General features: G+C 40.0%; 20 protein-coding genes. 6 read left to right on the forward strand and 14 right to left on the reverse strand.

Annotated features, from left to right (window positions below; genetic code table 11):
- Window positions 1-253 precede the first annotated feature (253 nt).
- The 3 genes from IE337_RS06020 to msrB all read left to right on the forward strand — a co-directional run bounded on the left by IE337_RS06020 (window position 254) and on the right by msrB (window position 1,434).
- Complete coding sequence (locus IE337_RS06020) at window positions 254-739, forward strand: hypothetical protein (RefSeq protein WP_191136168.1); 486 nt, start codon at window positions 254-256, stop codon at window positions 737-739.
- Between the two features lie 24 nt (window positions 740-763).
- Window positions 764-907 carry a hypothetical protein gene (locus IE337_RS06025; RefSeq protein ID WP_156405008.1) on the forward strand — a complete coding sequence of 48 codons (144 nt, stop codon included), beginning with the start codon at window positions 764-766 and terminating at the stop codon, window positions 905-907.
- Window positions 908-984: 77 nt separating this feature from the next.
- Window positions 985-1,434, forward strand: a complete 450-nt coding sequence (msrB, locus tag IE337_RS06030; protein WP_057744493.1) for a peptide-methionine (R)-S-oxide reductase MsrB — start codon at window positions 985-987, stop codon at window positions 1,432-1,434.
- A 62-nt stretch (window positions 1,435-1,496) separates the two neighbouring features.
- Here msrB and IE337_RS06035 read toward each other — a convergent pair whose 3' ends face one another.
- The 12 genes from IE337_RS06035 to IE337_RS06090 all read right to left on the reverse strand — a co-directional run bounded on the left by IE337_RS06035 (window position 1,497) and on the right by IE337_RS06090 (window position 21,895).
- Entirely contained in the window at window positions 1,497-10,196 is an 8,700-nt protein-coding gene (locus IE337_RS06035) for a KxYKxGKxW signal peptide domain-containing protein (RefSeq protein WP_191136169.1), read from the reverse strand.
- 439 nt (window positions 10,197-10,635) lie between these two features.
- Entirely contained in the window at window positions 10,636-11,997 is a 1,362-nt protein-coding gene (gene nhaC, locus IE337_RS06040; protein ID WP_191136170.1) for a Na+/H+ antiporter NhaC, read from the reverse strand.
- Window positions 11,998-12,377: 380 nt separating this feature from the next.
- Window positions 12,378-13,607 (reverse strand): D-alanyl-D-alanine carboxypeptidase family protein, encoded by a 1,230-nt coding sequence (locus tag IE337_RS06045; RefSeq protein WP_191136171.1) that lies wholly within the window; start codon window positions 13,605-13,607, stop codon window positions 12,378-12,380.
- A gap of 86 nt (window positions 13,608-13,693) precedes the next feature.
- Window positions 13,694-15,052, reverse strand: coding sequence for a Na+/H+ antiporter NhaC family protein (locus IE337_RS06050; protein ID WP_191136172.1), 1,359 nt, complete (start codon window positions 15,050-15,052; stop codon window positions 13,694-13,696).
- Between the two features lie 302 nt (window positions 15,053-15,354).
- A complete protein-coding gene (locus tag IE337_RS06055; protein ID WP_191136173.1) occupies window positions 15,355-15,966 on the reverse strand; it encodes a nitroreductase family protein in 612 nt (203 codons plus the stop codon).
- Between the two features lie 92 nt (window positions 15,967-16,058).
- Window positions 16,059-17,567, reverse strand: a complete 1,509-nt coding sequence (locus IE337_RS06060) for a carboxypeptidase M32 (RefSeq protein ID WP_191136174.1) — start codon at window positions 17,565-17,567, stop codon at window positions 16,059-16,061.
- Between the two features lie 82 nt (window positions 17,568-17,649).
- The gene (locus tag IE337_RS06065) at window positions 17,650-19,020 is read right to left on the reverse strand and encodes an amino acid permease (RefSeq protein ID WP_191136175.1); all 1,371 of its coding nucleotides are present in this window, start codon (window positions 19,018-19,020) and stop codon (window positions 17,650-17,652) included.
- Between the two features lie 169 nt (window positions 19,021-19,189).
- Window positions 19,190-19,444 carry a GlsB/YeaQ/YmgE family stress response membrane protein gene (locus IE337_RS06070; protein WP_057744511.1) on the reverse strand — a complete coding sequence of 85 codons (255 nt, stop codon included), beginning with the start codon at window positions 19,442-19,444 and terminating at the stop codon, window positions 19,190-19,192.
- Window positions 19,445-19,466: 22 nt separating this feature from the next.
- The gene (locus IE337_RS06075; protein ID WP_191136176.1) at window positions 19,467-19,706 is read right to left on the reverse strand and encodes a CsbD family protein; all 240 of its coding nucleotides are present in this window, start codon (window positions 19,704-19,706) and stop codon (window positions 19,467-19,469) included.
- A 239-nt stretch (window positions 19,707-19,945) separates the two neighbouring features.
- Entirely contained in the window at window positions 19,946-21,040 is a 1,095-nt protein-coding gene (locus tag IE337_RS06080; protein ID WP_191136177.1) for a GH25 family lysozyme, read from the reverse strand.
- Window positions 21,025-21,300 carry a hypothetical protein gene (locus IE337_RS06085; RefSeq protein ID WP_191136178.1) on the reverse strand — a complete coding sequence of 92 codons (276 nt, stop codon included), beginning with the start codon at window positions 21,298-21,300 and terminating at the stop codon, window positions 21,025-21,027. The genes IE337_RS06080 and IE337_RS06085 overlap by 16 nt, the downstream gene beginning before the upstream one ends.
- A 202-nt stretch (window positions 21,301-21,502) precedes the next feature.
- A complete protein-coding gene (locus tag IE337_RS06090) occupies window positions 21,503-21,895 on the reverse strand; it encodes a DUF722 domain-containing protein (protein ID WP_191136179.1) in 393 nt (130 codons plus the stop codon).
- A gap of 262 nt (window positions 21,896-22,157) precedes the next feature.
- On the opposite strand from IE337_RS06090, the gene IE337_RS06095 reads away from it, so the two are divergent.
- The 3 genes from IE337_RS06095 (at window position 22,158) to IE337_RS06105 (ending at window position 23,638) form a co-directional block, all read left to right on the forward strand.
- Window positions 22,158-22,511 (forward strand): helix-turn-helix domain-containing protein, encoded by a 354-nt coding sequence (locus tag IE337_RS06095; protein WP_191136180.1) that lies wholly within the window; start codon window positions 22,158-22,160, stop codon window positions 22,509-22,511.
- Between the two features lie 3 nt (window positions 22,512-22,514).
- Window positions 22,515-22,913 carry an ImmA/IrrE family metallo-endopeptidase gene (locus IE337_RS06100; RefSeq protein ID WP_191136181.1) on the forward strand — a complete coding sequence of 133 codons (399 nt, stop codon included), beginning with the start codon at window positions 22,515-22,517 and terminating at the stop codon, window positions 22,911-22,913.
- A 431-nt stretch (window positions 22,914-23,344) separates the two neighbouring features.
- Complete coding sequence (locus IE337_RS06105; protein WP_191136182.1) at window positions 23,345-23,638, forward strand: hypothetical protein; 294 nt, start codon at window positions 23,345-23,347, stop codon at window positions 23,636-23,638.
- Window positions 23,639-23,879: 241 nt separating this feature from the next.
- Here IE337_RS06105 and IE337_RS06110 read toward each other — a convergent pair whose 3' ends face one another.
- On the reverse strand, window positions 23,880-24,122 hold the full coding sequence (locus IE337_RS06110) for a type B 50S ribosomal protein L31 (protein WP_191136183.1): 243 nt from the start codon (window positions 24,120-24,122) through the stop codon (window positions 23,880-23,882).
- 129 nt (window positions 24,123-24,251) lie between these two features.
- Window positions 24,252-26,084 (reverse strand): translation elongation factor 4, encoded by a 1,833-nt coding sequence (lepA, locus tag IE337_RS06115; RefSeq protein ID WP_191136184.1) that lies wholly within the window; start codon window positions 26,082-26,084, stop codon window positions 24,252-24,254.
- Between the last annotated feature and the right edge of the window lie 111 nt (window positions 26,085-26,195).

The following is a 26,195-nucleotide window of genomic DNA, read 5'->3' on the forward strand; positions in this document are numbered from 1 at the left end:
GGATCTCTCTTACCACTGGTATGGTCCTTACGCACTCTATTTGTCTACTACCAAGCGCTACCAAGTTAAGTTCTAAAGGCGGTTTCACTCATCGTCTACTTCCATTAACAACCTCACCGCTTCTCTTTTATGCGCCCATAGTACTATTTTACTCAGCTATGACCTCATCATTTAACTTGTATTCACGCGGTTTTCTTTAGAATTAGATTGGACTATAATGATAAAAAAATAACATTTAAGAAGGTTAATGACTATGGAGAACCCCACTCACCCTAAACCGTTACATCACACCCTCATTACGAATGGTGATCAAGGCCAAATGGTACAGGCTGTGCGACAAAAAATTCAGGATTGGCAGTCGACCTACGCCAATGACATCTCTGGTAACATTTGGATTTATGAAGAAAATGATGCAACTCCCTATCTACAGGTCACTGATTTCAATAATCAAACAACGCTATTCAAAGACCTACAACCCATTCAAGCAAGCACTTTTTTAAATGACTTAGACCAAACCATGCAACAAAACTTTACGCAAAACCACTCTGACGTCAATCTTATTGTCATTGATGATTTTGAAAGCACCTCTTGGTCAGCTGATAAAGAAAATGTGTTACGTAAATTATTCACCCAAGGCGCTACACATAATGTATTCACCATCTTCATTAACAGTCCATATGCGGAGCTAACAAGAAACTACCGCGATAATTTTTCTGAAATTATTGATTTTTCAGATTAATAATTACCATCAAAAGGAGCATTTATGTCAAATAATTTAATTGAAGTTAACGTTAAAACACCTGATACAGCAACGCATATCGCCATCTCAACTCTGGGTACCGTTGGTGTTGTGGTGGCTGCACTAGCGGGTACCGCTTTGTTAGCACACATACAAAAAACACATTAGTATTTTATCATAAATCACTTTCTTTTTATTAGTAAAAGCGTTAAACTATATACTAATAACCGAGGGAGGTTAACCTAATGACTGAAAATAACAAAGAGACACAAGCAGAACTTAAAGAACGTCTAACAGATGAAGAATACGCCGTCACACAAAACGCCGCCACCGAACGCCCATTTAGTGGTAAATATGACGACTGGTGGGATGATGGTATTTTCGTTGACGTCGTCGATGGAACACCACTATTCAGTTCAACTGATAAGTATGATGCTGGATGTGGCTGGCCTTCATTCACACGACCAATTGATGATCATAATTTAGTAGAAGAAGCTGACTATAAGCTACTACGCGAACGCACTGAAGTCCGTTCAAAAAATGCTGATTCCCATCTTGGACATGTTTTCGATGATGGTCCAACCGATCAAGGTGGCTTACGTTACTGTATTAATTCAGCTGCACTTCGTTTCGTGCCTAAGGCAGATATGGAAGCAGAAGGTTACGGTAAGTACCTCCAACTTTTTGATAACTAATTAAAACAAAAGAGGCGTTACCCCATTACGGGGTAACGCCTCTTTTTTAGATCAATCTATGTTTATTTTCCATTCTTCTTACGACGGAACGGCATAAACAATCCTAATGAAAGCATCAGCATACCAAAGGCTTCCAATAGGTGTGACGATGCAACACCCGTATTCGGTAGCGCTTTGCGAGCTTGATTCAAAATCGCATAAATTTCTTCATTTGAGTTTGCAGCATCAATTTGCTTCATTAACGCATCCTTGGTTTGGTTATCAAGACCAACCAATTGCTCAAGTTGATCCTTAACCTTGCGCTTAGCTTCAGCCAAATCATCCTTTGGTGTCGTCGGATTAGCTGTCTCCTTTGAATCCGCTGGGTTCTTTGGTGCCACCGGTTTCTTTGGATTCAAGTCATCGTTTGAGCCATCTGGATTGACCGGCTTCTTTGGATCAGTAGGTTCGACTGGCTCCTTTGGATCTGTTGGGTCAGTTGGATCAATAGGCTTAATTTCTTCAACCTTCTTGTCTACCTCATCCGTTGTCTTTGCGTCATCGATTTCTTTCTTGATTTCATCCTTTTCTTTATCGCTTAAGTTAGGATTCTTATCAATTTCTTGCTTAGCTTCGTCCTTAGCGTCTTCTAAGTTCTTGTCGCCTTGCTTGTTGGCATCGTCAACTTCCTTTTCAACGTCATCCGTTGAAGTCTTGTCATCGATTTCCTTCTTGATTTCTTCCTTTTCTTTATCGCTTAAGTTAGGATTCTTATCAATTTCTTGCTTAGCTTCGTCCTTAGCGTCTTCTAAGTTCTTGTCGCCTTGTTTGTTGGCATCGTCAACTTCCTTTTCAACGTCATCCGTTGAAGTCTTGTCATCGATTTCCTTCTTGATTTCTTCCTTTTCTTTATCGCTTAAGTTAGGATTCTTATCAATTTCTTGCTTAGCTTCGTCCTTAGCGTCTTCTAAGTTCTTGTCACCTTGCTTGTTGGCATCGTCAACTTCCTTTTCAACGTCATCCGTTGAAGTCTTGTCATCGATTTCCTTCTTGATTTCTTCCTTTTCTTCCTTAGACAAGTTCTCGTTGGCATCGACTTCCTTCTTAGCTTCTTCCTTAGCGTCTTCTAAGTTCTGATCGCCTTGCTTATTTGCTTCGTCAACCTTGTTTTCAACTTCATCAGTTGTCTTCGCCTCGTCGATTTCCTTCTTGATCTCGTCCTTTTCTTCCTTAGACAAGTTCTCGTTGGCATCGATTTCCTTCTTGGCTTCTTCCTTAGCATCTTCTAAGTTCTTGTCGCCTTGCTTATTGGCTTCGTCAACCTTGTTTTCAACTTCATCAGTTGTTTTCGCATCGTCGATTTCCTTCTTGATCTCGTCCTTTTCTTCCTTAGACAAGTTCTCGTTGGCATCAACTTCCTTCTTAGCTTCTTCCTTAGCGTCTTCTAAGTTCTGATCGCCTTGCTTATTTGCTTCGTCAACCTTGTTTTCAACTTCATCAGTTGTTTTCGCATCGTCGATTTCCTTCTTGATCTCGTCCTTTTCTTCCTTAGACAAGTTCTCGTTGGTATCGACTTCCTTCTTAGCTTCTTCCTTAGCGTCTTCTAAGTTCTGATCGCCTTGCTTGTTCGCTTCATCAACCTTTGAATCGACTTCATCAAGCGTCTTTGATTCGTCAATGCCAGTGTTAATCGCATCCTTTTCTTCATCACTCAAGTTTGGATTTTGCTTAACTTCTTCCTTGGCGGCGTCTTTAGCATCTTCTAAGTTCTTGTCGCCTTGCTTATTTGCTTCGTCAACCTTGTTTTCAACTTCATCAGTTGTTTTCGCATCGTCGATTTCCTTCTTGATCTCGTCCTTTTCTTCCTTAGACAAGTTCTCGTTGGCATCAACTTCCTTCTTAGCTTCTTCCTTAGCGTCTTCTAAGTTCTGATCGCCTTGCTTATTTGCTTCGTCAACCTTGTTTTCAACTTCATCAGTTGTTTTCGCATCGTCGATTTCCTTCTTGATCTCGTCCTTTTCTTCCTTAGACAAGTTCTCGTTGGCATCGACTTCCTTCTTAGCTTCTTCCTTAGCGTCTTCTAAGTTCTGATCGCCTTGCTTGTTCGCTTCATCAACCTTTGAATCGACTTCATCAAGCGTCTTTGATTCATCAATGCCAGTGTTAATCGCATCCTTTTCTTCATCGCTCAAGTTTGGATTTTGCTTAACTTCTTCCTTGGCTTCTTCCTTAGCATCTTCTAAGTTCTTGTCGCCTTGCTTATTGGCTTCATCAACCTTTGAATCGACTTCATCAAGCGTCTTTGATTCATCAATGCCAGTGTTAATCGCATCCTTTTCTTCATCACTCAAGTTTGGATTTTGCTTAACTTCTTCCTTGGCGGCGTCTTTAGCATCTTGCAAGTTCTTGTCGCCTTGCTTGTTCGCTTCATCAACCTTGTTCTTGACTTCGTCAACCGTAGTTGCTTCGTCAATGCCAGTGTTAATTGCATCCTTTTCTTCATCACTCAAGTTTGGATTTTGCTTAACTTCTTCCTTGGCAGCTTCTTTAGCATCTTCTAAGTTCTTGTCAGCTTGCTTGTTCGCTGCATCAACAATGCGATCAAGTTCATCCCCTGAAACAGCATCATCGATTTGCTTATCAAAGCCAGCTTTTTCTTCCGGCGTCAAGTTAGGTAGCTTATCAACCGCTTCCTTGGCCTTATCTTGAAGTTCCTTTAACTTATTCGCATCAGAAATTTTTGCGTCATCAACAAGCTTGTCAACATCAACTAGGTTATCTGCGTCCTTAATCTTATCAAGAATCTCTTGTTTGGTTACATCATCAAGATTCTTCAAGCCATCAATAATATCCTTAGATGTTTCCTTACGGGCATCTAAGACAGCTTGATCATTCTTTTTTGCATCAGCAATGATTTGATCAATCGTTTCCTTGTCAGTCGCGGCATCAATGGCATCGCTAATATCTTGCTTGGTCTTATCATCAAGATTCTTCAAATCATCGATTTGAGGCTTAGCTGCATCTTTTTGACCTTGTAAGATATCTTGGGCCTTCGCATCGTCAAGAATATCTTTAACTTCTTGGACCGTTTCAGCTGCATCAAGCTTGTCTTTCAGTTGTTGCTTGACGTCATCCTTAAGGCTTGGCAACTTATCAACTGTTCCCTTACCCGCATTAATGGCATCTTCCAAATTACCTGAGTCTTCAGCTTTCGCATCTGCCACAATTTGGTCGATTTCAGCAATATTATCAGATGCATCAATAGCATCCTTGATTTCTTGCTTACGAGCATCATCCAAATTTGGGAAGTTTTCAACACGATCCTTAGCAATTTCTTGGTGTTTCTTCAACTCAGTTTGATCTTCAAGCTTAGCATCTTCTACTAACTTGTCGATTTGTTCCTTCGTCAAAGCATCATCAATTCCTTGCAAAGCAGAATCGCGCGTTTCCTCACGCAAGTTTGGCAGCTTCTCGACAATTTCTTTAGCAGCATCCTTTTGACGTTGCAAAACATTAGCCGCAATCGCTTCTTTGACAATCGCATCAACTTCATCAATCGTTGCTGCTGCATCGATACGATCTTGGAAGCCCTTCTTACGAGAATCATCCAACTTATCCAAATCGCCAACCGTTTGCTTACCGTTTGTTTGCGCACGCTTCAAGTTTTCTGCATCCTCAGTTTGCGCATCCGAAACTAACTTATCAACGTCAACAATCTTCGTTGCATTTTTAATCGCCTCTTTGATGTTTTGCTTACGTGAGTCGGAAATATTTGGCAAAGCATCTACAATAGCTGATCCGTTATCTTGACGAGTAACCAAGTTAGCTTGGTCTTCCGCCTTAGCATCTTCTACTAACTTATTGATAGTTGCTTCATCTTGCGCCTTATCAATTGCTTCCTTAATGATTTGCTTACGTTCATCAGAGATATTTGCTAAGGCATCAACTGCTTCCTTAGCAGCCTGCTTTTGTCCAAGCAACTTATCAAGTGCTTCCGCTTCTTCACGAATCTTCTTCACATCTTCAATCGTCGTAGCACCATTCACACGGTTTTGGAACTCTTGCTTCTGTGCATCACTCAAATTCGGCAATTGGCCGATAACATCGTTAGCTCGGTCTTGATTTTGCTTCAAAGTTTTAGCATCTTGGTCCTTGGCATTTTCCACCAAGGCATTAACATCAACAATCTTTTTCGCTTGATCAATTTGATCCTTAATCGCTTGCTTGGTTACTTCATCCAAATTTTGCAAAGCATCAACTGCTTCCTTACCCGCTTTTTGACTATCTGCGAGATTTCTTGCATCTTCAGCTTGTGCATCAGTTACAAGTTGATCGATTGCCGCCTTATCCTTAGCCCCATCGATGGTTGCATTGATTTCAGCCTTGCGTTCTGGTGTGATATTTTCTAACGCATCAACTGTTTCTTTCGCTACCTCTTTTTGTCCCTTCAAGGTATCCAAAGCCTTAGCATCAGCCACAATTTGGTCAACATCGACAATCTTCGTTGCATCAGCAATTTGATCGGTAAAGCGCTTCTTTTCATCAAGCGTCAAATGTTGCAATGCATTTACTGCTGCTTCAGCATCTGTCTGACTCTTCTTCAAGTTAGCTGCATCTTGAGCCTTAGCAGCGTCGGCAATTTCCTGAACATTTAATTCGGTCGTTGCATTTATGATATCTTGCTTCGCTTTATTCTTTGTTGCTTGATCAATATTTTGAAGTCCTTCGACAACACCAAGTGCTGCATCTTGAGCCTTAGCCAAATCAGCAATTTCAAGAATGCTTGATCCTAATGTACCATCAGCAATTTGTTGCTTGATTTTTTGCTTTGTCGCGTCGTCAAGGTTTGTCAAACTATCAACCGTAGCATTCGCTGAGTCCTTAGCATTTTGCAACAATTCAGCTTCTTTAGCATCAATGACATCATAAATTGCGTCCATCTGGGTAGCATTGATGGCATCATTCATCATATCCATGATTTTTTGGTAAATATCCAAATGCTCACCAATATTCTTAGCCTCATTTAACGCTTCAAGCACTGAACTTTGTTGACTATAATGTTCGGCATTATCAGCATCACGTGCAGCCTTTAGAGCATCTTCAATTTCCTTGGTCGTTTTCGCATTGTTAACATTGTTTGCGAAATAATCTTTACCATTCTTAACGTTTGGACGACCCGGACGGCCTGGGATTGAATTTTCATCAAGGAATCCCATATTCTTTATTTCTTCAAGTGCTGCTTCCTTTTTAAGTTGCAGCTCATTGTCATCAGATTTTGTCTTAGCTTCTGCCAAAATATCATCGATTTCTTGCAAAGAGGTTGCGCCATTAACTCGATCTTGGAACTCAATAACATCTGCATCACGCAAACCATTAAAGTCTTTCAATGTCTTGTTTGCTTCAATTTTCTTGTTACCAATTTGTGTGTCGAGATCCTTAAGCGCAATCACTTGATCGTTAATTGTCTTGGCATCTAGTGAGTCTTGTACAATCTGCTTAGCAGCATCTTTAGCGTCTTGGCTCACGTTCGTTAATGCATCGATTTGCTTAATTGATTCTTCTTTCAATTTCTTCAGATCGTTTTCTTGACGCAAACGTTCATTTTCAATGACCGCGTTCGACCAAATTTCAGAAACCTCATCTCCATTAACAGCAGCATCAATTTGACGGTTTAGTTCATCCTTATTCGTCAAATAGTTCATATCTGCAATCTTCTTTTTGGCTTCTTCCTTAGCAGCATCAAGTTGCTTTTGCACACGATTCATTTCGTCTTGCATTTGTGCATCTTTTAGAATTTTTTTCAATTCTGCCAAGTTCTCATCAGTCGGTTCAAGCAACTGATTGATCATTTCTTTAAAGTCCTTGTTCTCTAAATCAGTCAAGTCCTTCAAGTCATCGATTTGTTGGTTAGCCTTATCCTTCAACTCTTGGAATTCTTTTTCACGTTCAGCCTTGTGCGTAGCATCTAGTTGCTTAGCTTTATTAACAATCGTATTAACTTCTTCAATTGTCTTTCCGGCTTCGATTTGTGCAATGAAGTCCTGCTTTTCTTCATCAGAAAGGTATTCCAGTTCGTTAACACTATTCTTACCAGCTTCTTTAGCTGCCTCTAATTGCTTTTGGACAATTAATTCAGCGTTACGTTTTGAAGCTTCAGTCGCAATAGCCTTAACTTCATCAATCGAAGTCGCTGCATCAACACGCTTTTTGAAATCAGCAGCTTCATCACCTAACTCAGCCATACCATCAATCGCTTCTTTAGCTTTATTTTTTGTTTCATCTAAAAGCTTTTGTTGACGGTTTGCTTCATCTTTTTCCTTAGCCTCAGTCAAGATACCTGTAATTTCTTTAACACTATTTGATTTGTTAACGCGATCAAGGAAATCGTTCTTTTCTTGAGCTGTTAAATCTTCTAATGCGTTGATTGCATCAGTGGCATCTTTTTTAGCAGCCTTGGTATCAGAATCACGCGCATCCGCTAAAATTTGTTCCAAGTCATCGGCTGTTGTCGCATTTTTAACACGGTCGTTGTATGCGTTACGATCAGTTTCTTTTGGTACAATTTCAATCAATAATTGGCCAACACCCTCTTGGGCTGCCGACAATGCTTGCTTATCATTTAGCTTCTTAACTTGTTCGAAATATGCATCCAACATTTCGTGCGTTAAATCGGCGCCATCAAGTGCATCTTCATAATTTTGCTTTTGCAAATCAGAAATACCTGGATAAGTTACCCCATCAACAGTCATTCCTGCCATATCAGCAATCTTTTGCTTAATTTCTTGTTTATGCTTGTTCAAAGCTTCCTTAGCTGCTTGTGATGCTTTCGCTTCGTCTAAGATGCCATTAATTTCATCAATCGTATCCGCAGCATCAATTCGCTCTTGATAACCATTGTGTTGCTTAGGCGTCAACAACTCTAGCGCTGGTAATTCCTTTTTAGCCGCATCTTTGGCCGCTTTTAAGTTAGCCGCGTCTTTTTGCTTTGCTTCATTTAAAGTATTACGAACGTCATCAATCTTCGTCGCTTGGTCTAAAGTTGATTTAAAATCATCTTTTTCCTGAATTTGTAAGTTAGGCAACTTATCAATTTGGGCTTTCGCATCTTCAATCGCATCTGCCAACGGCATCACTGTGATCTTACTTGCCCCAGTGACGAATGATACTGAATCAAGCTGAGCTTGATTAGCAGTCTCATTTGGATAGAAGGTATCGGCCGTCCCTCCACGGGTAATCAATTGTGCAAAGTAATTCTTATTGTTATTTTCCATCGTACCATCAACAACAAGCGACTTACTTGCCAAATCACCATCCTTTAAGAGTCCACCAACCTTCTTCCAAGTTGACTTATCATTTGGATCACCTTCATACCATTGTACCCAGTATCCATCAGTACCCTTCTTACCCCAGAGACCTCCAGTTCCGGCAATCGGTTCTTTAGTCATCGATTCATCAAATCCAACTAATGGAATGGTGATTTTATCACCTTCGTAACCCTTTTGGTCTTCAACACCAGTGGTCACATTAACCGTTTCGCTGGTCACAACCTTGTTGTATCCTGCACCCAAATCCATTGTTGCTGTGATTTTAATTGAACCAACCTTGGCACGGTCATTGGTAACCGTAAATTCACCAGTAGTCGGATTAAAGTTTGTAACTAAGCCTTTTCCGCCATCATCATAAGACCAAGTCACCTTACCCTTGAAACCATTACTTGGCACACTGTCCAACTTAGGCTTTACAACAATTCCAGTCGCTTTAATTTCTTGAGCGTTTTGCCCTGCCTGTTTACCAATATCAGTCCCCGTCAATTGACCGTTGATGTAATCCTTACGAATGTTTGTAATCTTACCCTTGGTCACTGGGTTTTCAGTATACGCTTGAATTGCGACAACATTAGACCACACTTCATTGTAGGCTGATCCAATAATTGGCTTCCAATCAGCTTGTAATTGATAGTATTCGGTACCAACTGCACCTGGCTTAACCTCCAGGGTTTCTGAATTTGCACCCTTGATTGCAACCCAAGTACCATTTTGATACTTATACCATTGATAACGCTTTGACCCTGTTAAACCAATCACTTCACCAACCCAGGCTTTACCCATGATAGTTGTTGATGATTTTTGATCCAAGTTAATTCGTTGGTCAACTGGCTCACTATCAAAACCATAATGATCTTTACCAAAGATTCCACCTCGGACAGCAGGTCCAGACGGAGTTCCTTTACCAGCAGGCTTATTTGAAGTCGCCGCCTTCTGAACAACCTTCTTTTGTGGCGTGGTTGTCTTAGGTGCTTCAGTCTTCGTTTCAGGCGCAACTGGTTGTGGTGTTTCTACTTGTTGTTCTGGCTCAGCAGGCTTTGAGGTCTCAGTAACATCAGTTGACTGATCACCCTTATCGTCTGTTGTTGGTTGTTGCGGCTCTTCCGCTGGCTTCTCAGCTGGCACTTGTGGTTGCTCAGAATCGGTGGTTGCATCTGTTTGCTTTTCTTCAGTAGCTGAAGTATCCAAACTTGGCGTTGACTCATCCACTGGCGCTACTGGCGCGGTTTGATTTAAGACGCTTGGATCGACTGCTTCCCCATTCAGGGTCACGACATTACTCGTTGGTCCAACCTTACTGTCATCCTTCTTCTCTGATCCCGTTTCGTTCAAGTCATCTGCCGACGCATCAGATGTCGTTGCCGACATTCCCATTGCTGACGCAAACGCGAAAACTCCCGCAAAAACCCAATGCTTTCTAGCCTTATACATTTTAAAATGTTGTTTTGAATGTTCCATTTTGTTCCCCATTCTGCTCATATTATGCTATTTATTTTATTTTTATAAAAAAATGCCACTTGATTTAACTTCCCAATCCGTGGCCAATTTATATTATACCATTTAGCACCCCTTCTGCCACTATAAATTGTATTTAATATTTATTTTTCTTTTTGTTTTTTCAATTTATACAAATTGATAAATATAATTCACAAAAAATAAAATAAGAACTGCTACAATCGCATTATGAGAAAAAGATGTGATGAAAAAATGTATTTTGTCATTAAAAAGAATTGGTATACATGATATTAGAAAAGAAAATATAGCATTCTATTTAAATACATTATATATATCAACTCAAGAAAAGCCTTTATTCACCGCTATTTTAAGGGAAAAAATGCGAAAAAAAAGCGAAACACAAGCCTGTGTTTCACTTCGTTATACATATTTTAAAATCGGTCTAGTTGACATCTTCAGGTAGTTGCTTCAAGCCAATTCCAGTCCAAGCTGAAATTAATGAGAAGATTGGTGATACCCATGCAAAAATCGCAAATAATGCAAAACTGGTGACAGGAACATTCAAAGTTTGTGCAGCAAAACTTCCCGCGACCCCCCACGGCACTAAGTAATTCATTACAGTCCCTGAATCTTCAAGGGTTCGACCAAGTGCTAATGGCGATAGTTTCACTCGCTTAAAGACCGGCTTCCAAAGTTGGCCCGGTAAAATCGTTGCCAAGTATTGTTCACCAATCATAAAGTTAGCCAAAATTCCGGTGATGATGGTTCCTGTTACAGCTGACGCCTGCGTCTTAACACGCTTAATGACCGGAGCCATAAAGTCTTGCAAGATATTCTCCTGCGAGAGCATCCCACCAAGCGCCAATGCTAACATAATAATGATGACCGTTGGCATCATTGACAACATACCTCCACGGTTAAGCAACGCTTGGATGGTTGGGTTGTCCGCAGAAGTTTTAAACCCATTCAGAATGGTATCACTCAAAGCCGTTAGCGAATGATTCATCAAGAAAATAAATGAAGAAAGTACGACATTGATCATTAATGTTGGGATGGCAGGAATTTTTGCCCATGCCATCACAAACAATAATACCAACAAAAGCAATGACCAAAAATTAGGTTGTAATTGATTTTGCAATGAAGTGATGGACGCCAAACTTGCCGTCGCATGGTTTTGTAAACCTAAAACAGTAAAAGCAATTAATGATACAACAAAGGCTGGAATCGTTGTCCACATTAAGTTCTTGATATGATCAAATAAATCAGTACCAGCAATCGAAGCAGCTAAGTTAGTTGAATCTGACAATGGTGAACTCTTATCGCCAAAAATTGCCCCAGAAATGATTGCTCCAGCCAGTACTGGCGCTGGAAATCCTAACGTCAAACCAACTCCCATCAAAGCAACTCCGACTGTGGCTATTGTCGTAAAGGCCGACCCAATTGCCGTTCCGATCAAAGCCGGAATCAAAAAGGCAGCTGGCAAAAACCATGTTGGATTAGCTAAGTTCAATCCGGTCCACAGTAACGTTGGAATCACGCCTACTGCCATCCACAGCCCAATCAACATCCCTATTAATAGGAATAAAAAGATTGGCGCCAGTCCTGTTTGAATCCCTGACAAGAGTTGGTTCTGCAAGTCATTCCATGAAAAATGGTTCAGCCGTCCAAAAATCATTGTCACCATAATTGCTGTAACCAATGGCACAAATGGTGGTAAGTGGAATTGAATAATACTTACGCCAAAAATAGCAAATAATACAACCATCAAAAGTGTAACTGAAATAAATCTGTGTTTGTTTTCCATAAGGATATCTCCATCTCATTTTTTAGTAACGTGTGTCTATGTGCTCCAATTAAATGTGATATCGAATCAAACCACCTGATGTTTCCTTTAGCTCAAATACCCCAATGTCCTTTACCTCCTTAAAATAAAAAAAGCCCCAACTACGCCTTAGCATAGTTGGGACGATATTAGTATCTACTAATCCGCGGTACCACCCAAAATTATATTCGACAAATAAACTTGCCAAATACCTCTTTGATACTACTATTCGCATGTAAATAATTCAGTAACTAAACCTGCGCCGCTCACAGCAATACACGGCTTCTCTGACATACAATTTAGCTACCTACTGACTTAATGTAACTAATACTACTCACCATTTTCTCATTTGTCAAACATTTTTACGAAACTTTTTGAATCAGAGTGGTAAAAATGTCTGCCTTTTCGACATTCTTAGTTGGATACAGCTTAACGCTCGGCGTTTTTCCGTCAATAAAGTCAGCATCAGATTTTTGACCAAACGCAATTTTTCCCGAACCAATTTCTTCATTCTTTTGAAGCGGCGCGGCCACATTTTTCTTAGACACGATTGACTTAACCGTCGCCCTGTCATCAACATTTTTTTCTATAAAAAACTTTTGACTTTTTTTAGCCACAACATCAACTTGGCCGTGGTTTCCTGATGCGTTGTCAATCTTTATAGATGAATTCGTTTGCGGTGTCTTTAACTCCGTTTGCTCTTGCACCTGACTCAATACTGACAAAGTCTGATTAAAAATTTCTTCACGCGGATTATCATCCGTATTTAACACTACCGTGATTACCGGTTGATCTTCAAGGTATCCATGTGTCACAAGATTCGATCCGTTCTTCGGTGTCGTTCCAGTCTTTAATCCATCGATTTGATACGATTGATTTCCTAGTAATGCATTGGTGCTTTTTAATGTTTTCACCGAACCATCCGGCAATGGGAATAAAGCCGTTTGCTTGTTCGTATATTCTAAAATATTTGGGAAATCATTAACCACATGCTTAGCAATCAACGCAACTTCTCGTGCCGAGAACGCATTTTCAGCACTTGGGCTAATACTCTTATCTGAAAAAGAACCTAAATCTCCATTACTCAAACCTGATGCAGAATACATCTTAGGGTTTTTAATACCCCACCCAGACAATAGTTTTTCAGCCTGACGATAATAATCTTCTTGCGATCCAGCTACTAGATAAGCCAACTCCATCGCTCCCGCATTTGAAGATTCAATTAGAGTGGCATCTAGAATTTGTGAAATCGTATATGTACGATGCGTTGTCATGGGGACATTAGCAATGCTCGTATTCTGACTAAACACTGCAATATTTTTGGGAACGGTTACTTGCTGATCAAGCGTTAGTTCTTTTTGCTGAATCTTCTGTTCAAGCATGTACACCACTATTAATTTGGAAACCGAGGCAATCGGTAAACGTTCATTTCCATTTTGATCAGCTAATACTTGACCTGTATCGGATTGAATACTCACCGCCGATCGCATAACCGTCGTCGGTGTTATAACAGCAGCTTGTACCGTTTGTACTGGAATGACAGCCATCCCAGCTATAGCTGCACCAAGTTTTAAATACCTTAATAACTTCATTTATATCTCCCTCACTCCTTTGTATAGAGATAGTATACAAAACTCCTGTTTAGTTTGTCTCAGATTCACCAAAATTTATGACTATGTTAATCATCATTTTGTGCTAAACCAATCTTCGTCATGGCTGAAATCATTGAACAGATAGGTGATGCCCATGCAAAAATCGCAAAGACAGCGAAATGCGTAACAGGAACACCTAATGTCTGGGCGCAAAAGCTTCCCGCAACACCCCAAGGAACAAGATAATTGACAACAGTTCCAGAATCTTCAAGCGTCCGACTCATGGCTACCGGCGCAAGGCCCAGACGTTTGAACGTTGGTTTCCATAGCTCACCTGGTAAAATCGTCGCCAAACATTTTTCACCAATCATAAAATTCGCTAAAATCCCCGTTAATAACGTCCCAATAACCGCTTCAGCCTGCGTCCGAACTTGTTTAATGAGCGGCGCCATAAAATCTGCTAGGATCGCTTCTTCAGTTAGAATACCACCGAGTGCCAAAGCTAAGATAATGATTAAAACAGTCCCTATCATCGATAGCATGCCACCACGATTTAATAGATCCTGAACCATCGGATCACTTGAAGTGGTCTTAAACCCATCCATAATAACGTGACTTAACGTCATGACACTATTACTCTGCAGAAAAACGAATGCAGACGCTGTTACATTAATAAGCAAAGTTGGAATCGCCGGTATTTTAAGCCAAGCCGTTACAAACAACAAACCAACTAAAGTTAAACTCCACCATTGCGGCGTTAAATGTGATTGTAAACTCATCAAACTTTCAGCACTTGCTCCCGTGTGATGCATTAATCCCAAGCCGGTAAACCCAATCAACGATAATCCAAACGCGGGAATGGTTGTCCACATCATATTCTTAATGTGTTCAAACAACTCACTCCCTGCAATTGAAGCAGCTAAATTAGTCGACCCTGATAAGGGTGAACTTTTATCACCAAAGATGGCCCCTGAAATAATAGCTCCTGCCAACATCGGCATCGGAATACCAAAGGTTGTCCCAATACCCATTAACGCAACGCCAATCGTCGCAATCGTCGTAAATGATGATCCAATCGCGGTACCAATAACAGCACTAATCACGAAGGCGGCCGGTAAGAACCAGTCAGGTCGCGCCAACTGTAAACCACTCCACAATAGGGTCGAGATAACACCATCCCCCATCCATAAAGCAATAATCATGCCAATCAATAAAAATAGAAAAATAGGTGATAAACCAATCCGCACACCGGCTAAAAGTTGATCTTGAACAGATTGCCATGAGTATCCATTTAATCGCCCAAAAATCATCGTTATCATTAACCCTAATGTCAACGGCACATATGGTGCTAGCTTGAAGTAAATCATACCAACGCCAAATATCAACATCAATCCAACAATTAAAACTGTTACCGAAACAAATCTTCTCTGTTTTTGTTGCGCCATTTTTAACCCCCCCACTAAATTTACCCAAATAAAAAATCCCAACTAGATTTAAGCCTAGTCGGGACGATGTTAACCGCGGTACCACCCAAAATTATATTGAATACGTTCAATATCACTTCATTCGATTTATTTATGAGTTTTATGGTTATATTTCGTATCCTAGACCTGCGCCGCTCCCAGCTATCCACGGCTTCTCTGACATACAATCAAGGATCTTACTGTCATTTATGAGGTTAACTCTAATCTTATTTTAATGTATTGTCAAGAAAAAAAGCAGTCCCAATTTAAGGACTGCTCATTCATTAATCATTTACTGAGATAAAACGCACTTCATCTGCTACATAATCTTTGTCTTGGGCGGGCGCTTCAATTGAACCAAACACGAATTGCGCACGCAAACGCCAATTTTCTGGCACATTGAAGGCAACTCGAACATCTTCATCAATCAATGGGTTGTAGTGTTGCAAATTACCACCCAAACCGTGCTCACGCGCTGTCAACCAGAGTGAGTATGAAACGATACCAATCGCTTGTTCTGACCAATCATAGAAATTAGCTGCATAAGTTGGTACATCTGTTTCCAGTTGCTTCACAACATCTGTATCTGTAAACAACAACACTGTTCCATAAGCATTTTTAAAGCCATTTAATTTGGCCAAGGTTCCCTCAAAAGCTTCCGGATCGGAAACGACCTGACGCATGCGTTCAATGACCATATTCCACAAAGCCTCGTGTTGGTCACCAAAGGCAAACACAGCGCGAACAGTTTGGCTATTAAAAGCACTTGGCGTTTCTCGAATTGTATCTTTGAACATTTGTTCTAATTCAGCATCGGTATACGGCACATCATGTCCCAATGCATAAAATGAACGACGAGCTGTTTGCAATTCTAATAATGAGTTAAATTCTTCCATGATAAATACTCCCTTTTCAAATAACTTGACCAATACCTTACAAAAAGTAAGTATACAACACCACAAAAAGTAAGTAAAGCATTTATCGCTTTTTATGCCTCAAAATCATACACGTCTGCATACCGAGCTCGTTGCAAATCCAACCAGTATTGCGGATTCAACGCTTCACCCGTTGCAGCTTCCAACACTTCTGCTGGTGTCTTAGAAGCACCATATTGCCAAACATGTTCACGACGCCATTCAAAAATCGGTTTGATATCACCTTCAGCCAATAGTGCTTCAACGTCAAAGTCATTGTGCATGGCATGGTAGAACTGTGCAGCATACAAGTGCCCCAATGCATATGATGGGAAATAACCAAAGTCACCACTAGCCCAGTGAATATCTTGCAAAATACCATTGACCGCGGTGTCTGGTCGAATTCCCAAATATTCTTCATACTTACTATTCCACAACGACTCAAGATCATCAACATTATAGTCGTCATTAAAAATAGCCTTTTCAATTTCATAACGAATAATAATATGTAGTGGATATGTGATTGGATCAGCTTCTGTTCGAATTAAGGTTGGCTTCGTAATCATCCACCCCTTAAAGAAACGGGCAAAATCAACGTCATCTAAGCGACCATCAACTGCTTGTTGCAAAATTGGATATTCATGTGACCAGAAATCTTTTGATCGTCCAATCATCACTTCATTGAAAAGCGATTGCGACTCATGGATACTCATTGCAATCCCCTTATTGAACGGCGTATAGTCCCATTTAGCCGCAACATTCTGTGCGAAAAGTCCATGTCCCGCCTCATGATAAATGCCAAGCACCGCCATTTGGAAGTCTGTGGCTGACCAACGTGTTGTAATTCGAGCATCATCACGATTTAAATCTTGCATAAAGGGATGAATCGTATCATCAAGACGACCTTTTTTAGCGTCATAGCCTAAACGTTGCGCTGCATCCCAAACATATGCGCGCTGTAATTCAATCGGAATTTCGCGTGACAAGAAATCACTTTCAGGTTCAGTCCCTTGCGTTTGAATATCATGTTGCAGGTCCATAATCCCATTTTTTAAAGCCTCAAAGACATCATCTAGTTTAGCAACAGTTAAACCAGGTTCAAATTGATTTAACAAAACATCGTACGGCGTTGCTTCATCTTTTCGCCAGTATGAAATAAAACGTTTCTTAGTTGCAATTAGTTCCTTTAATGCCGGTGCAAATAGTTGATAATCATCAGCTTCACGTGCTTTTGTCCAAGCATCTTGACCAGCCGAACTCAATTTTCCAAAGGCGGTATATTCATCTTCAGGAATTGCAGCCACTTCCTCGTAATCAGTGACATAACGATCAAATAATTTTTGTTCATCATCTGTTAACAAATCACGATGCTGCTTAAAATAGGCAACTAATTCAGCTGCTTCAGTTCCGGTAGCAACTTGGAAATACTTCGAACTTAAATAACTCACCAACTCTGCTCGAAAATCACCTGCTGCGACAGGCATTCCAGTTAATTGATCCCATTCTGCCAATGCCAAACTTTCCTCAATTAAAGCCTGTTCTTTCATGTTGGCCCGTAAATCAGCCCCAGTAAATTCAGTCATACCGTCACTCCTTTTCTAATCTCATTGTTTTTTAATATTTTACACCAATCTACAAAAAAAAGCACAAAATGTGCTTTTTTACTTATTTATTAACGTAATAGCGACTGAATAATCCAAAAATGATTGTCCAAGCCAGCCCGGCATAAGCCGCAATACGATCCGTTGGCGTTATGAATAGCAACGCAAAAATAAATATGAAGAATAGAATGGTTGCTGGACTTGTCACCCGATAAAACGGCATTTTAAATCCGTCGGGTAAGAAGTCAGAACTTTTCCGATAATGACGGTGCGCAATCATAATTAATGTGTAAATCACCAATGTAATTGCTGCAGTAGCAGAAGCAAAAAAGTTAAAGGCAGATGATAAGGCTGGTATAAAATTAACCACTGGCGTAGCACAAATTAATCCTGCCGAGAACAAAATTGCCCGAGCTGGAATAGCTGTCTTTGAAAGCTTGGCAAAATAGCGCTCTAATGGTCCGTCATTTTCTTTTGAAAGTGCGAAAATATCACGTCCCGCTGAATAGATAAGCGTATTTAACGCAGACAAAGCTGCCGTCAAAACAACAAAGTTCATCAGTGCTGCGGCACCATGTAAGCCAATTAACTGAAATACCATCACAAACGGACTTTCATTTGCTGGAAGATAACGCCAATTACAAATAGCCATAATAATCGCCAAGGCGCCCACGTAAAAAATCATAATACGAACTAACACTGTATTAATTACTTTGGGAATAACTACCTTTGGATCAACTGTTTCTGCTGACATCAAGCCAACGAATTCGATTCCAACGAAAGAGAAAAAGACCATTGGGAATGCTTTTAGAAAGTCAACTGAACCATTTGGAAAGAATTGAAAGCCATCCGTAATATTTTTAAAGCTTACCGTTCCACCATGAATTCCCGGCGTTTTAAATCCTGTTACAATCATGAATAATCCAATCGCAATCACCATTAATATGGCAATAATTTTGATTGATGCAAACCAAAATTCAGCTTCACCAAAGAAGCGCACGGCTGTTAAATTCAGAATAATTAAAATAGCCATTATGGCTAATTCCATCTTCCAAGCTGCAATATAGGGTAACCAATACTGCAAGTATTGACCAATCGCTGTCAATTCAGCCATCGCTGGTAAAATTAGCGTAATCCAATATGACCATCCCACAAAGTAACCCGTCTCACGATTAATGTACTTTGAGACGACGCTCACAAATGAACTGGATTTTGGATCGACATATAACATTTCACCAATTGCCCGCATCATGAAAATTAAAAAAGCACCAGTAATCATATAGATTAACAAGACTGATGGTCCCGTTAAATTGATTGTATCACCCGCCCCTAAAAAGAGACCGGTTCCAATCGTCCCACCAATCGCCATCATTTGGACATGTCGTTGTGTTAAGCCACGAGATAGTTCGGTTGGCTTTGTTGTTGTTTCTGTCATTTCGTCCACCTCATCTTCATTTCAATACAGATAACTGTAACACAACTATGTATATTTTTACAATAAAAACATTTTTTATGCACTAAAAATGAATATACCAATGACTGAAGACAAAAAAAGAGACATGCCTAAGCATGTCTCTCCACAAATAAATATCTAAATAATTAGATTAGTTGTTTCCAAACTTAGCTACTAACCATGAAACAACAACCACAACTACAACCGCACCAATAATTGATGGGAAGATAGCCATACCTGCCATGTGAGGTCCCCATGAACCCAACAACTTTTCACCAAGCCATGATCCAACTAAACCAGCTGCAATGTTGGCAATCCAACCCATTGAAGCACCCTTACTTGTAAGCGCACCACCAATAGCACCAATAACTGCACCAATAATAAGTTCCCAAATTAAACTAAACATATCTAACTCCTACCTTTTCTAATTACTTGTCAAACTTTTCTTTAACGTCATCAACAACATCAGTTGCCTTATCAGCTACGTTTCCAGCAACTTCGCTTGCCTTTTCCTTAGCATCGCCAAACAATCCCTTGGCCTTACCTGCAAGACCTTGGGCCTTACCTTCAGCTTCAGTTTGCTTGTCGCCAGTAACGTTTCCAGCAACTTCCTTTGCCTTACCTGCTACTTTGTCGGTCTTACCCTTAACTTGATCTTCTAAACTCATAATACTACCCTCTCTTTCATTTATTGATTATTATTATATCGGGTACATTTAAAAAAAGAAAGCCTTTTTTCATTTTTTAAATGTAAATATTCATAATTGACATAATATTTATATCATTCCTTTCAATTATAAATATTAAATTAGCGTCAATCTTCCTAAATGCATTAGTATACGTACGTAATTTTGAAGATACAGCCACCCCTCACATTAGCGCATAAACGCACCCGTAGCGAATTTTTCTATCTTTTCGAATTTACTCGTGCATATTTAGATTCAACCCATACTGGTTCATTACTAATCCTAAGCTGTAGTGCATGACGTGTTTGTGTCTGCACCTGATACATACCTGTTAAGATAAAAAATTCTAACTTTCCATCGTTTCCTTGCCCAGATTGGTTTCGCAATACATGTCCATATCGGTCTGTCAAAATTACCGCCTCGGCTGGAATCCAGTTATGATAATCTTCAATCGGAATACTCAAGTCATGATTTGTCACATACCATTTACCATTTACATGATGCCATCGATCTAATACATAGACGTCTTGAAAAGTCGCCCACAATTGTTTTTTGTTTGTTTTCGGAATTTCATCCCTAACTGCCACTTGTTGTGACACATCATCATTGTGAGTTAAACTTGACCAATCGCCATAAAGCCGATTACGATCAATCCCATCGCCATCACCAAATTGCCACATGTTTACGGTTTTAAACCATGGAATTTTGGCAAACTGCTGATTAGCCCATGCTTGACCATAATAAGTTGAATTCTGGTTACTTGGATATAATGCTAGCCACAATTTAGCATTGCCAATATCAGACCAATCAAACCGACCACCAGCCCCCATTGCCATCGTTAAATTCATATACACATGGCAGCGTTTACCACTAAGCCGATAAAAAGCATCCATAAAACGTTTCGGCTCATCGCCTTTAAAATAATTACCATCCCATGCATTTTCCTCAACATCAACAAATACCGGAACCTCCGGATTAACCGCATCAGCTTTTCCCAGGATATTGTAAAATTGACGCGCTTGTTCTTCAGGACTAAACGCACTACCTAAGTAATAATAAAATCCATAATGAATCTTTTCCTTTTTCGCTTGAGATTCTTGTGCACCCACATATGGATTAATATAGTTTCCTGATGCTCCCTCACCACCACCAGCCTTAATTATCACACCCGTAAATCCGTTGGCCCGGTAGTTCATGACACCCTGATAACTCGAAACATCCGTCACAAAACTATCAGCTTGTGCGGTTTGCACTAAGTTAAACCAACTAAACACCATCACTAACAATTGCATAATGCGTCTTAATTTTTTAAGCATTGATCACCACCTGCTTCAACGTCAATACCATTAACCTTTAAAACCTCTTTCATTCTAATTAATTCGTCATTCAAAGCCTGAACTTGAACAGTTAATCGATCATTATCTCGATGTAATTTTGCATTTTCTTCGACGATTTTGTCCATATAGTAATCTTCAACACTCTGTTGTTGTTGCTTACACCCCAAATACCATGCACTTAAGGGAGCAACGATAACCGCAATCCCCGAAAATATACTTTTCCAATCTATTGAACCCATAAACAATTCCCTCCTTTTATAAGTCCTCCATTCCCATTCATAAAAAAAATGCACCACATTTTCAAAAAAAACAGTTACAATTCAGGGCCCTGAACTATATTAGTCAAAAAAAAACGCACAAACTGATGTACGTCTCTTCTAACGTTGAATCAATAAATTCAACATAATCACTTTAACACCGTACTAAAACATAAAACGGGCATCATAAATCGACTTGTTGGCATTTTGCTTTTAATGCATCACGCCACCGCCGTGGTGTTCGTTCATCCACATAATGAAGTTGGGCAATCATCTCCCACCCCATTCGGTTACGGTAACGTTGATTAAACACTTCTTTATGTTCACTATCAAACATATCAACACACGCTTTAATTTTAGCCCGCTGTTCTTGTAACGCATTTAACTTCTCGTCTTGTTCAATCCGAACCAGCGTATTTTCAAAGGCATTTGAATACTTATTTTGCGCCCGGCCCCCGCCAATATTTTCATCTTTTTTTGAATTATTTTGGCGCAATTCATGTTCACGCATCTTTATTTCTAAATCTAATCCACCTGTAAAATATCGCTCTAATAATTTATCAATCCGATCTGCCATTAAAAACGCCTCCTACCTTTTTCTATTCATTAGCCAAATCATTTTGTGTAATTCCTCTATAATATTTGACTAAAATTACACTACAGTGTACCATTGAGGTACAGTAAAAATCACAGTTGTTCATGTCATCACGACTATTCTGTCGAACAGACTAACTGCGTTACCTTACCAATATACTTATTGTATAACACGACTGTGTAATTCATCAATGCAAAATTACACTTTTGTGTAATTTTCGACTAAATAAAGAAAGGACACTTCCATGAGTACCTTTGAAAACATTAAGCGTGTCGCGAACGAACGAGGGCTATCACTGAAGCAAACTGCTCTGAAAGCCGGACTATCTGAAAACGCGCTGTATCGATATAACCAAGGGGTTGAACCAAAATACGACACCATTAAAAAGGTTGCGGATGCACTGGGAGTATCCGTCGATTATCTTGCCGGAGATACTTCAGCCTCAAGTCCAGTTAAATCACACAACTCTCAACCTGTAGAGCTCGATCAAGTCTTATCGGAAGAAGGCATGGCTATGTTTGATGGACAGCCACTGTCGGATGACTATAAAAAGGCACTTCTTACAATGCTAAATGGATTGAAAGATAGTGGGCAGTAGTCTATGCATGAAGAATTATTCGCTGCACTCTTAAAAGTTGCTGATGCCTCAAACATTTCCATCAAAGAAGTTAGTGGTACCAGCAGCGATCCTGATGTGGCCTTTTGTCGTCAAAAGGTAATCAACTTAAATCACAATTATCAGTCATCGATTAGTGTTGCATTTCGACTTGCTCATGAAATTGGTCATATTCAATTTTCTCAACCATCATTCTTATACACTTTTTCACCGTACATTAAGAATAAGGTTGAGCGTGAAACTAATGCACATGCTATCCGTATGATTGCACACCTCGTTTATGGCGACACGCCAAATGAATACCGTAATTGGTCCGATTTCATGAATGAGTTTGGTTTACCAAGCTGGTTTGAGCCACTCGTTAAAGAGATTATTTATGATTGAGTTCCTAGACCAAAACACATCCTCTCAAGTACCCTTATCAAACGGAGTTACACACCTGCATAAAAATCGGGCAACATGGATCATTACCAGCTGCATTTTAATTGGCGCTGTTGGTTTCGGATCATATGAATACGTTTACTCACAGAATACAAAAAAGCTAGACTCGCTTCGTCAAAATCAAAAAAATCTTCACAAGATGAACAAAAATCAGTATCTCATGCAAAAGCAAAGTCTAAAAAGGAAGCAAAAAGGAAATCTGAAACAAACACTTCGACTGAAGGATTCACCAGTGAAGCCACAGAGACCAGCATTTCGACTAATTCCGTTCAATATGACGCAACCTCAATGGATGTTGCAACTTTTATTGGAAAGTACGGCATGACTTATGCCCGTTATCTTAGAGAACATGACGGTAGGGTGTCGCTCAATCATTGAAGACTGCCACTTCAATTGGCGCAGGAATGACGAGCGGCGAGATGCAGAATATGTATGGTTTGGAACAAGGTCGTTTAACTGAGACCGCAGATGGTAAATTAATCGAAACAGACACAACTACCGAAAATTCATCAATTCAAACCGGTGTTGATTCGAATGAACCCAATGCTACTTTCACACTATCAGATGGCACGAAGGTAACAAATGACAGTGAAGGTAATACACGAACAGCGTCCGGTCAAATTATTGGTGGTGGTGGTATTGCTCCGAAAGATATGCCTAAACATTAAATTAATCAAATTCATAGTAGACTTGAGCATGTCTTAAAACGGCTCTTTTTTTGTATAAAATTACTTCAAACTTTTTTGCAGGAACATTTTTGACCACTAACATTCTAATTGACCCACAAATGCCCCCTTTTTCGGAACTTCCCGTCCAAATTTGACACCATCTAAAACCCTTTTAAACAAAACAAAAACGCTGATACAACGGCGTTTATACCGTCATACCAGCGTTTATGAGAAAGTATGATTACTTCAAACCATACTTCTTGTTGAACTTGTCCACAGCTCCATCGGCAGTAGTAAACTTTTGCTTACCAGTGTAGAAAGGATGTGAATCTGAAGTGATTTCAACACGAATCATTGGGTAAGTGTTACCCTCGTATTCAACTGTTTCGTCTGATGTACGAGTTGAACCAGTCAAAAGCTTGTAACCAGTAGTTGAGTCAACGAATACCACTTGGTGGTATTCTGGATGAATATTAGGCTTCATTATCAATTTCTCCTTATCGCCCTAGCACCTAAATGCTAGAGTCAGTTTTCTATTTAAGTTAACTGAATTATAATACCATATTTTTAAAACTTTTGGTAGTCCAGAATTGTTTTTCTGGATAAATTTCAGCTATTTTTCGTCAGATTCTTCGGCACTCATAACGGCCATAAAGGCTTCCTGCGGAACATCAACCGAACCGACTGACTTCATACGCTTCTTACCCTTCTTTTGCTTATCAAGCAACTTGGCCCGTCGATCTGGATCACCAGTGTGAATCTTTGAGGTAACATCCTTACGGTAGGCTTTAACCGTTGAACGCGCAATAATCTTTGAACCAATAGCTGCCTGAATCGGCACTTCGAAGTTACGACGAGGGATAATATCCTTTAGCTTTGAGGTAATTAGACGACCACGTGATTGTGCGAAGTCACGATGCACGATAAAACTTAGCGCATCGACCTTATCACCATTCAACAAAATATCGACCTTGACCAAATCAGATGGACGGTATCCCGCCAAATCATAGTCTAATGATGCGTAACCACGTGTTGATGACTTCAATTTATCGAAGAAATCAAAGATAATTTCAGAGAGCGGCATAAAGTATTTTACGTTGACACGTTGCTTGTCCAAATACTCCATTGTATCGAACTCGCCTCGCTTACTTTGTGCCAATTCCATAACCGTTCCCACGTAATCATTTGGTACCATAATTTGCGCAGCAACGTATGGTTCTTCAATGCTCTTAATTTCGGCAGCATCAGGCATTTCTGCCGGATTAGAAACTTCAACCATTTCACCGTCAGTCTTATACGCATGGTACGTTACAGATGGTGCGGTAGTAATCAAATCAAGATCGAATTCTCGTTCCAAACGTTCTTGAATAACATCCATGTGCAATAAGCCTAAGAATCCGGTACGGAAGCCAAACCCAAGCGCTTGCGACGTCTCAGGCTCAAATTCAAGCGACGCATCGTTTAATTGTAGCTTTTCCAAAGCTTCCCGCAAATCGTTATAACGTGCGTTATCTGTTGGATAAAGACCAGAATAAACCATTGGTGTCATTGGCTGGTACCCAGGTAGTGGTTCAGCCGCGGGATTATCAATCGTTGTAATCGTATCACCAGGACGTGCATCACGAATACTCTTGATTGAGGCAGCGACATAACCAATATCACCCGCCATTAAATATTCACGTTTAATTGGCTTAGGAGAATTGATACCAACTTCGGTAACTTCATATTCAGCACCCGAGTTCATAAAGCGAATCTTATCTCCAGGCTTCATAACGCCTTCACGAACACGAACTGTTAAGATAACACCCTTGTATGAATCATAGGCTGAATCAAAGATAAGCGCTTGTAACGGTGCCTCAAGGTCACCTTCAGGCGCTGGCAACTTCGAAACAATTTGATCCAACAATTCTGGAATTCCAATTCCCTCTTTTGCAGAAGCCATAACAGCATCGGAAGCATCAATTCCAATATCTTCTTCAATTTCCTCGCGAACACGTTCAGGATCTGCAGCGGGTAAATCGATTTTGTTGATAACTGGAATGATTTCAAGATCATTTTCAATGGCTAAATAAACATTAGCCAAAGTTTGTGCTTCAACACCTTGCGCAGCATCAACAACTAAAATTGCACCGTCAACAGCCGCCAACGAACGTGAAACCTCATATGAGAAATCGACGTGACCTGGTGTATCAACTAAATGAAAGATGTATGTTTCACCATCTGGGGCCTCATAGTGAGCCTCGACTGAGTTCATTTTAATTGTAATGCCACGTTCACGTTCAAGATCCATTGTATCTAATAATTGATTTTGCATATCACGTTCTGCAACTGTATGCGTTGATTCCAAGATACGATCGGAAATTGTCGATTTTCCATGATCAATATGGGCAACGATACTAAAATTACGGATACGTGATTGGCGCGCTTTCATTTCTTCTAAATCCATTTCTTTGCGCTCCTTCAGTTTAAATTTTATTTTTGCTAGTACCTTTCATTATACCGTTGATAACCTAGGTTTGCCATTGTTTACTGCAAATAAAAAAGCGAACAACTAAAA

It is taken from the genome of Weissella viridescens, assembly GCF_014789145.1.
Taxonomy (GTDB): domain Bacteria; phylum Bacillota; class Bacilli; order Lactobacillales; family Lactobacillaceae; genus Weissella; species Weissella viridescens.

Excerpts from the sequence above, each read along its gene's own strand:
- lepA (WP_191136184.1), bottom strand. The coding sequence starts at position 26,084 with ATGGATTTAGAAGAAATGAAAGCGCGCCAATCACGTATCCGTAATTTT.
- IE337_RS06080 (WP_191136177.1), bottom strand. The coding sequence starts at position 21,040 with ATGCTTAAAAAATTAAGACGCATTATGCAATTGTTAGTGATGGTGTTT.
- msrB (WP_057744493.1), top strand. The coding sequence starts at position 985 with ATGACTGAAAATAACAAAGAGACACAAGCAGAACTTAAAGAACGTCTA.
- IE337_RS06060 (WP_191136174.1), bottom strand. The coding sequence starts at position 17,567 with ATGACTGAATTTACTGGGGCTGATTTACGGGCCAACATGAAAGAACAG.
- IE337_RS06100 (WP_191136181.1), top strand. The coding sequence starts at position 22,515 with ATGCATGAAGAATTATTCGCTGCACTCTTAAAAGTTGCTGATGCCTCA.
- IE337_RS06110 (WP_191136183.1), bottom strand. The coding sequence starts at position 24,122 with ATGAAGCCTAATATTCATCCAGAATACCACCAAGTGGTATTCGTTGAC.
- IE337_RS06085 (WP_191136178.1), bottom strand. The coding sequence starts at position 21,300 with ATGGGTTCAATAGATTGGAAAAGTATATTTTCGGGGATTGCGGTTATC.
- IE337_RS06050 (WP_191136172.1), bottom strand. The coding sequence starts at position 15,052 with ATGGCGCAACAAAAACAGAGAAGATTTGTTTCGGTAACAGTTTTAATT.
- IE337_RS06090 (WP_191136179.1), bottom strand. The coding sequence starts at position 21,895 with ATGGCAGATCGGATTGATAAATTATTAGAGCGATATTTTACAGGTGGA.
- IE337_RS06095 (WP_191136180.1), top strand. The coding sequence starts at position 22,158 with ATGAGTACCTTTGAAAACATTAAGCGTGTCGCGAACGAACGAGGGCTA.
- IE337_RS06065 (WP_191136175.1), bottom strand. The coding sequence starts at position 19,020 with ATGACAGAAACAACAACAAAGCCAACCGAACTATCTCGTGGCTTAACA.
- IE337_RS06020 (WP_191136168.1), top strand. The coding sequence starts at position 254 with ATGGAGAACCCCACTCACCCTAAACCGTTACATCACACCCTCATTACG.
- nhaC (WP_191136170.1), bottom strand. The coding sequence starts at position 11,997 with ATGGAAAACAAACACAGATTTATTTCAGTTACACTTTTGATGGTTGTA.
- IE337_RS06070 (WP_057744511.1), bottom strand. The coding sequence starts at position 19,444 with ATGTTTAGTTTAATTTGGGAACTTATTATTGGTGCAGTTATTGGTGCT.
- IE337_RS06025 (WP_156405008.1), top strand. The coding sequence starts at position 764 with ATGTCAAATAATTTAATTGAAGTTAACGTTAAAACACCTGATACAGCA.
- IE337_RS06055 (WP_191136173.1), bottom strand. The coding sequence starts at position 15,966 with ATGGAAGAATTTAACTCATTATTAGAATTGCAAACAGCTCGTCGTTCA.
- IE337_RS06035 (WP_191136169.1), bottom strand. The coding sequence starts at position 10,196 with ATGGAACATTCAAAACAACATTTTAAAATGTATAAGGCTAGAAAGCAT.
- IE337_RS06075 (WP_191136176.1), bottom strand. The coding sequence starts at position 19,706 with ATGAGTTTAGAAGATCAAGTTAAGGGTAAGACCGACAAAGTAGCAGGT.
- IE337_RS06045 (WP_191136171.1), bottom strand. The coding sequence starts at position 13,607 with ATGAAGTTATTAAGGTATTTAAAACTTGGTGCAGCTATAGCTGGGATG.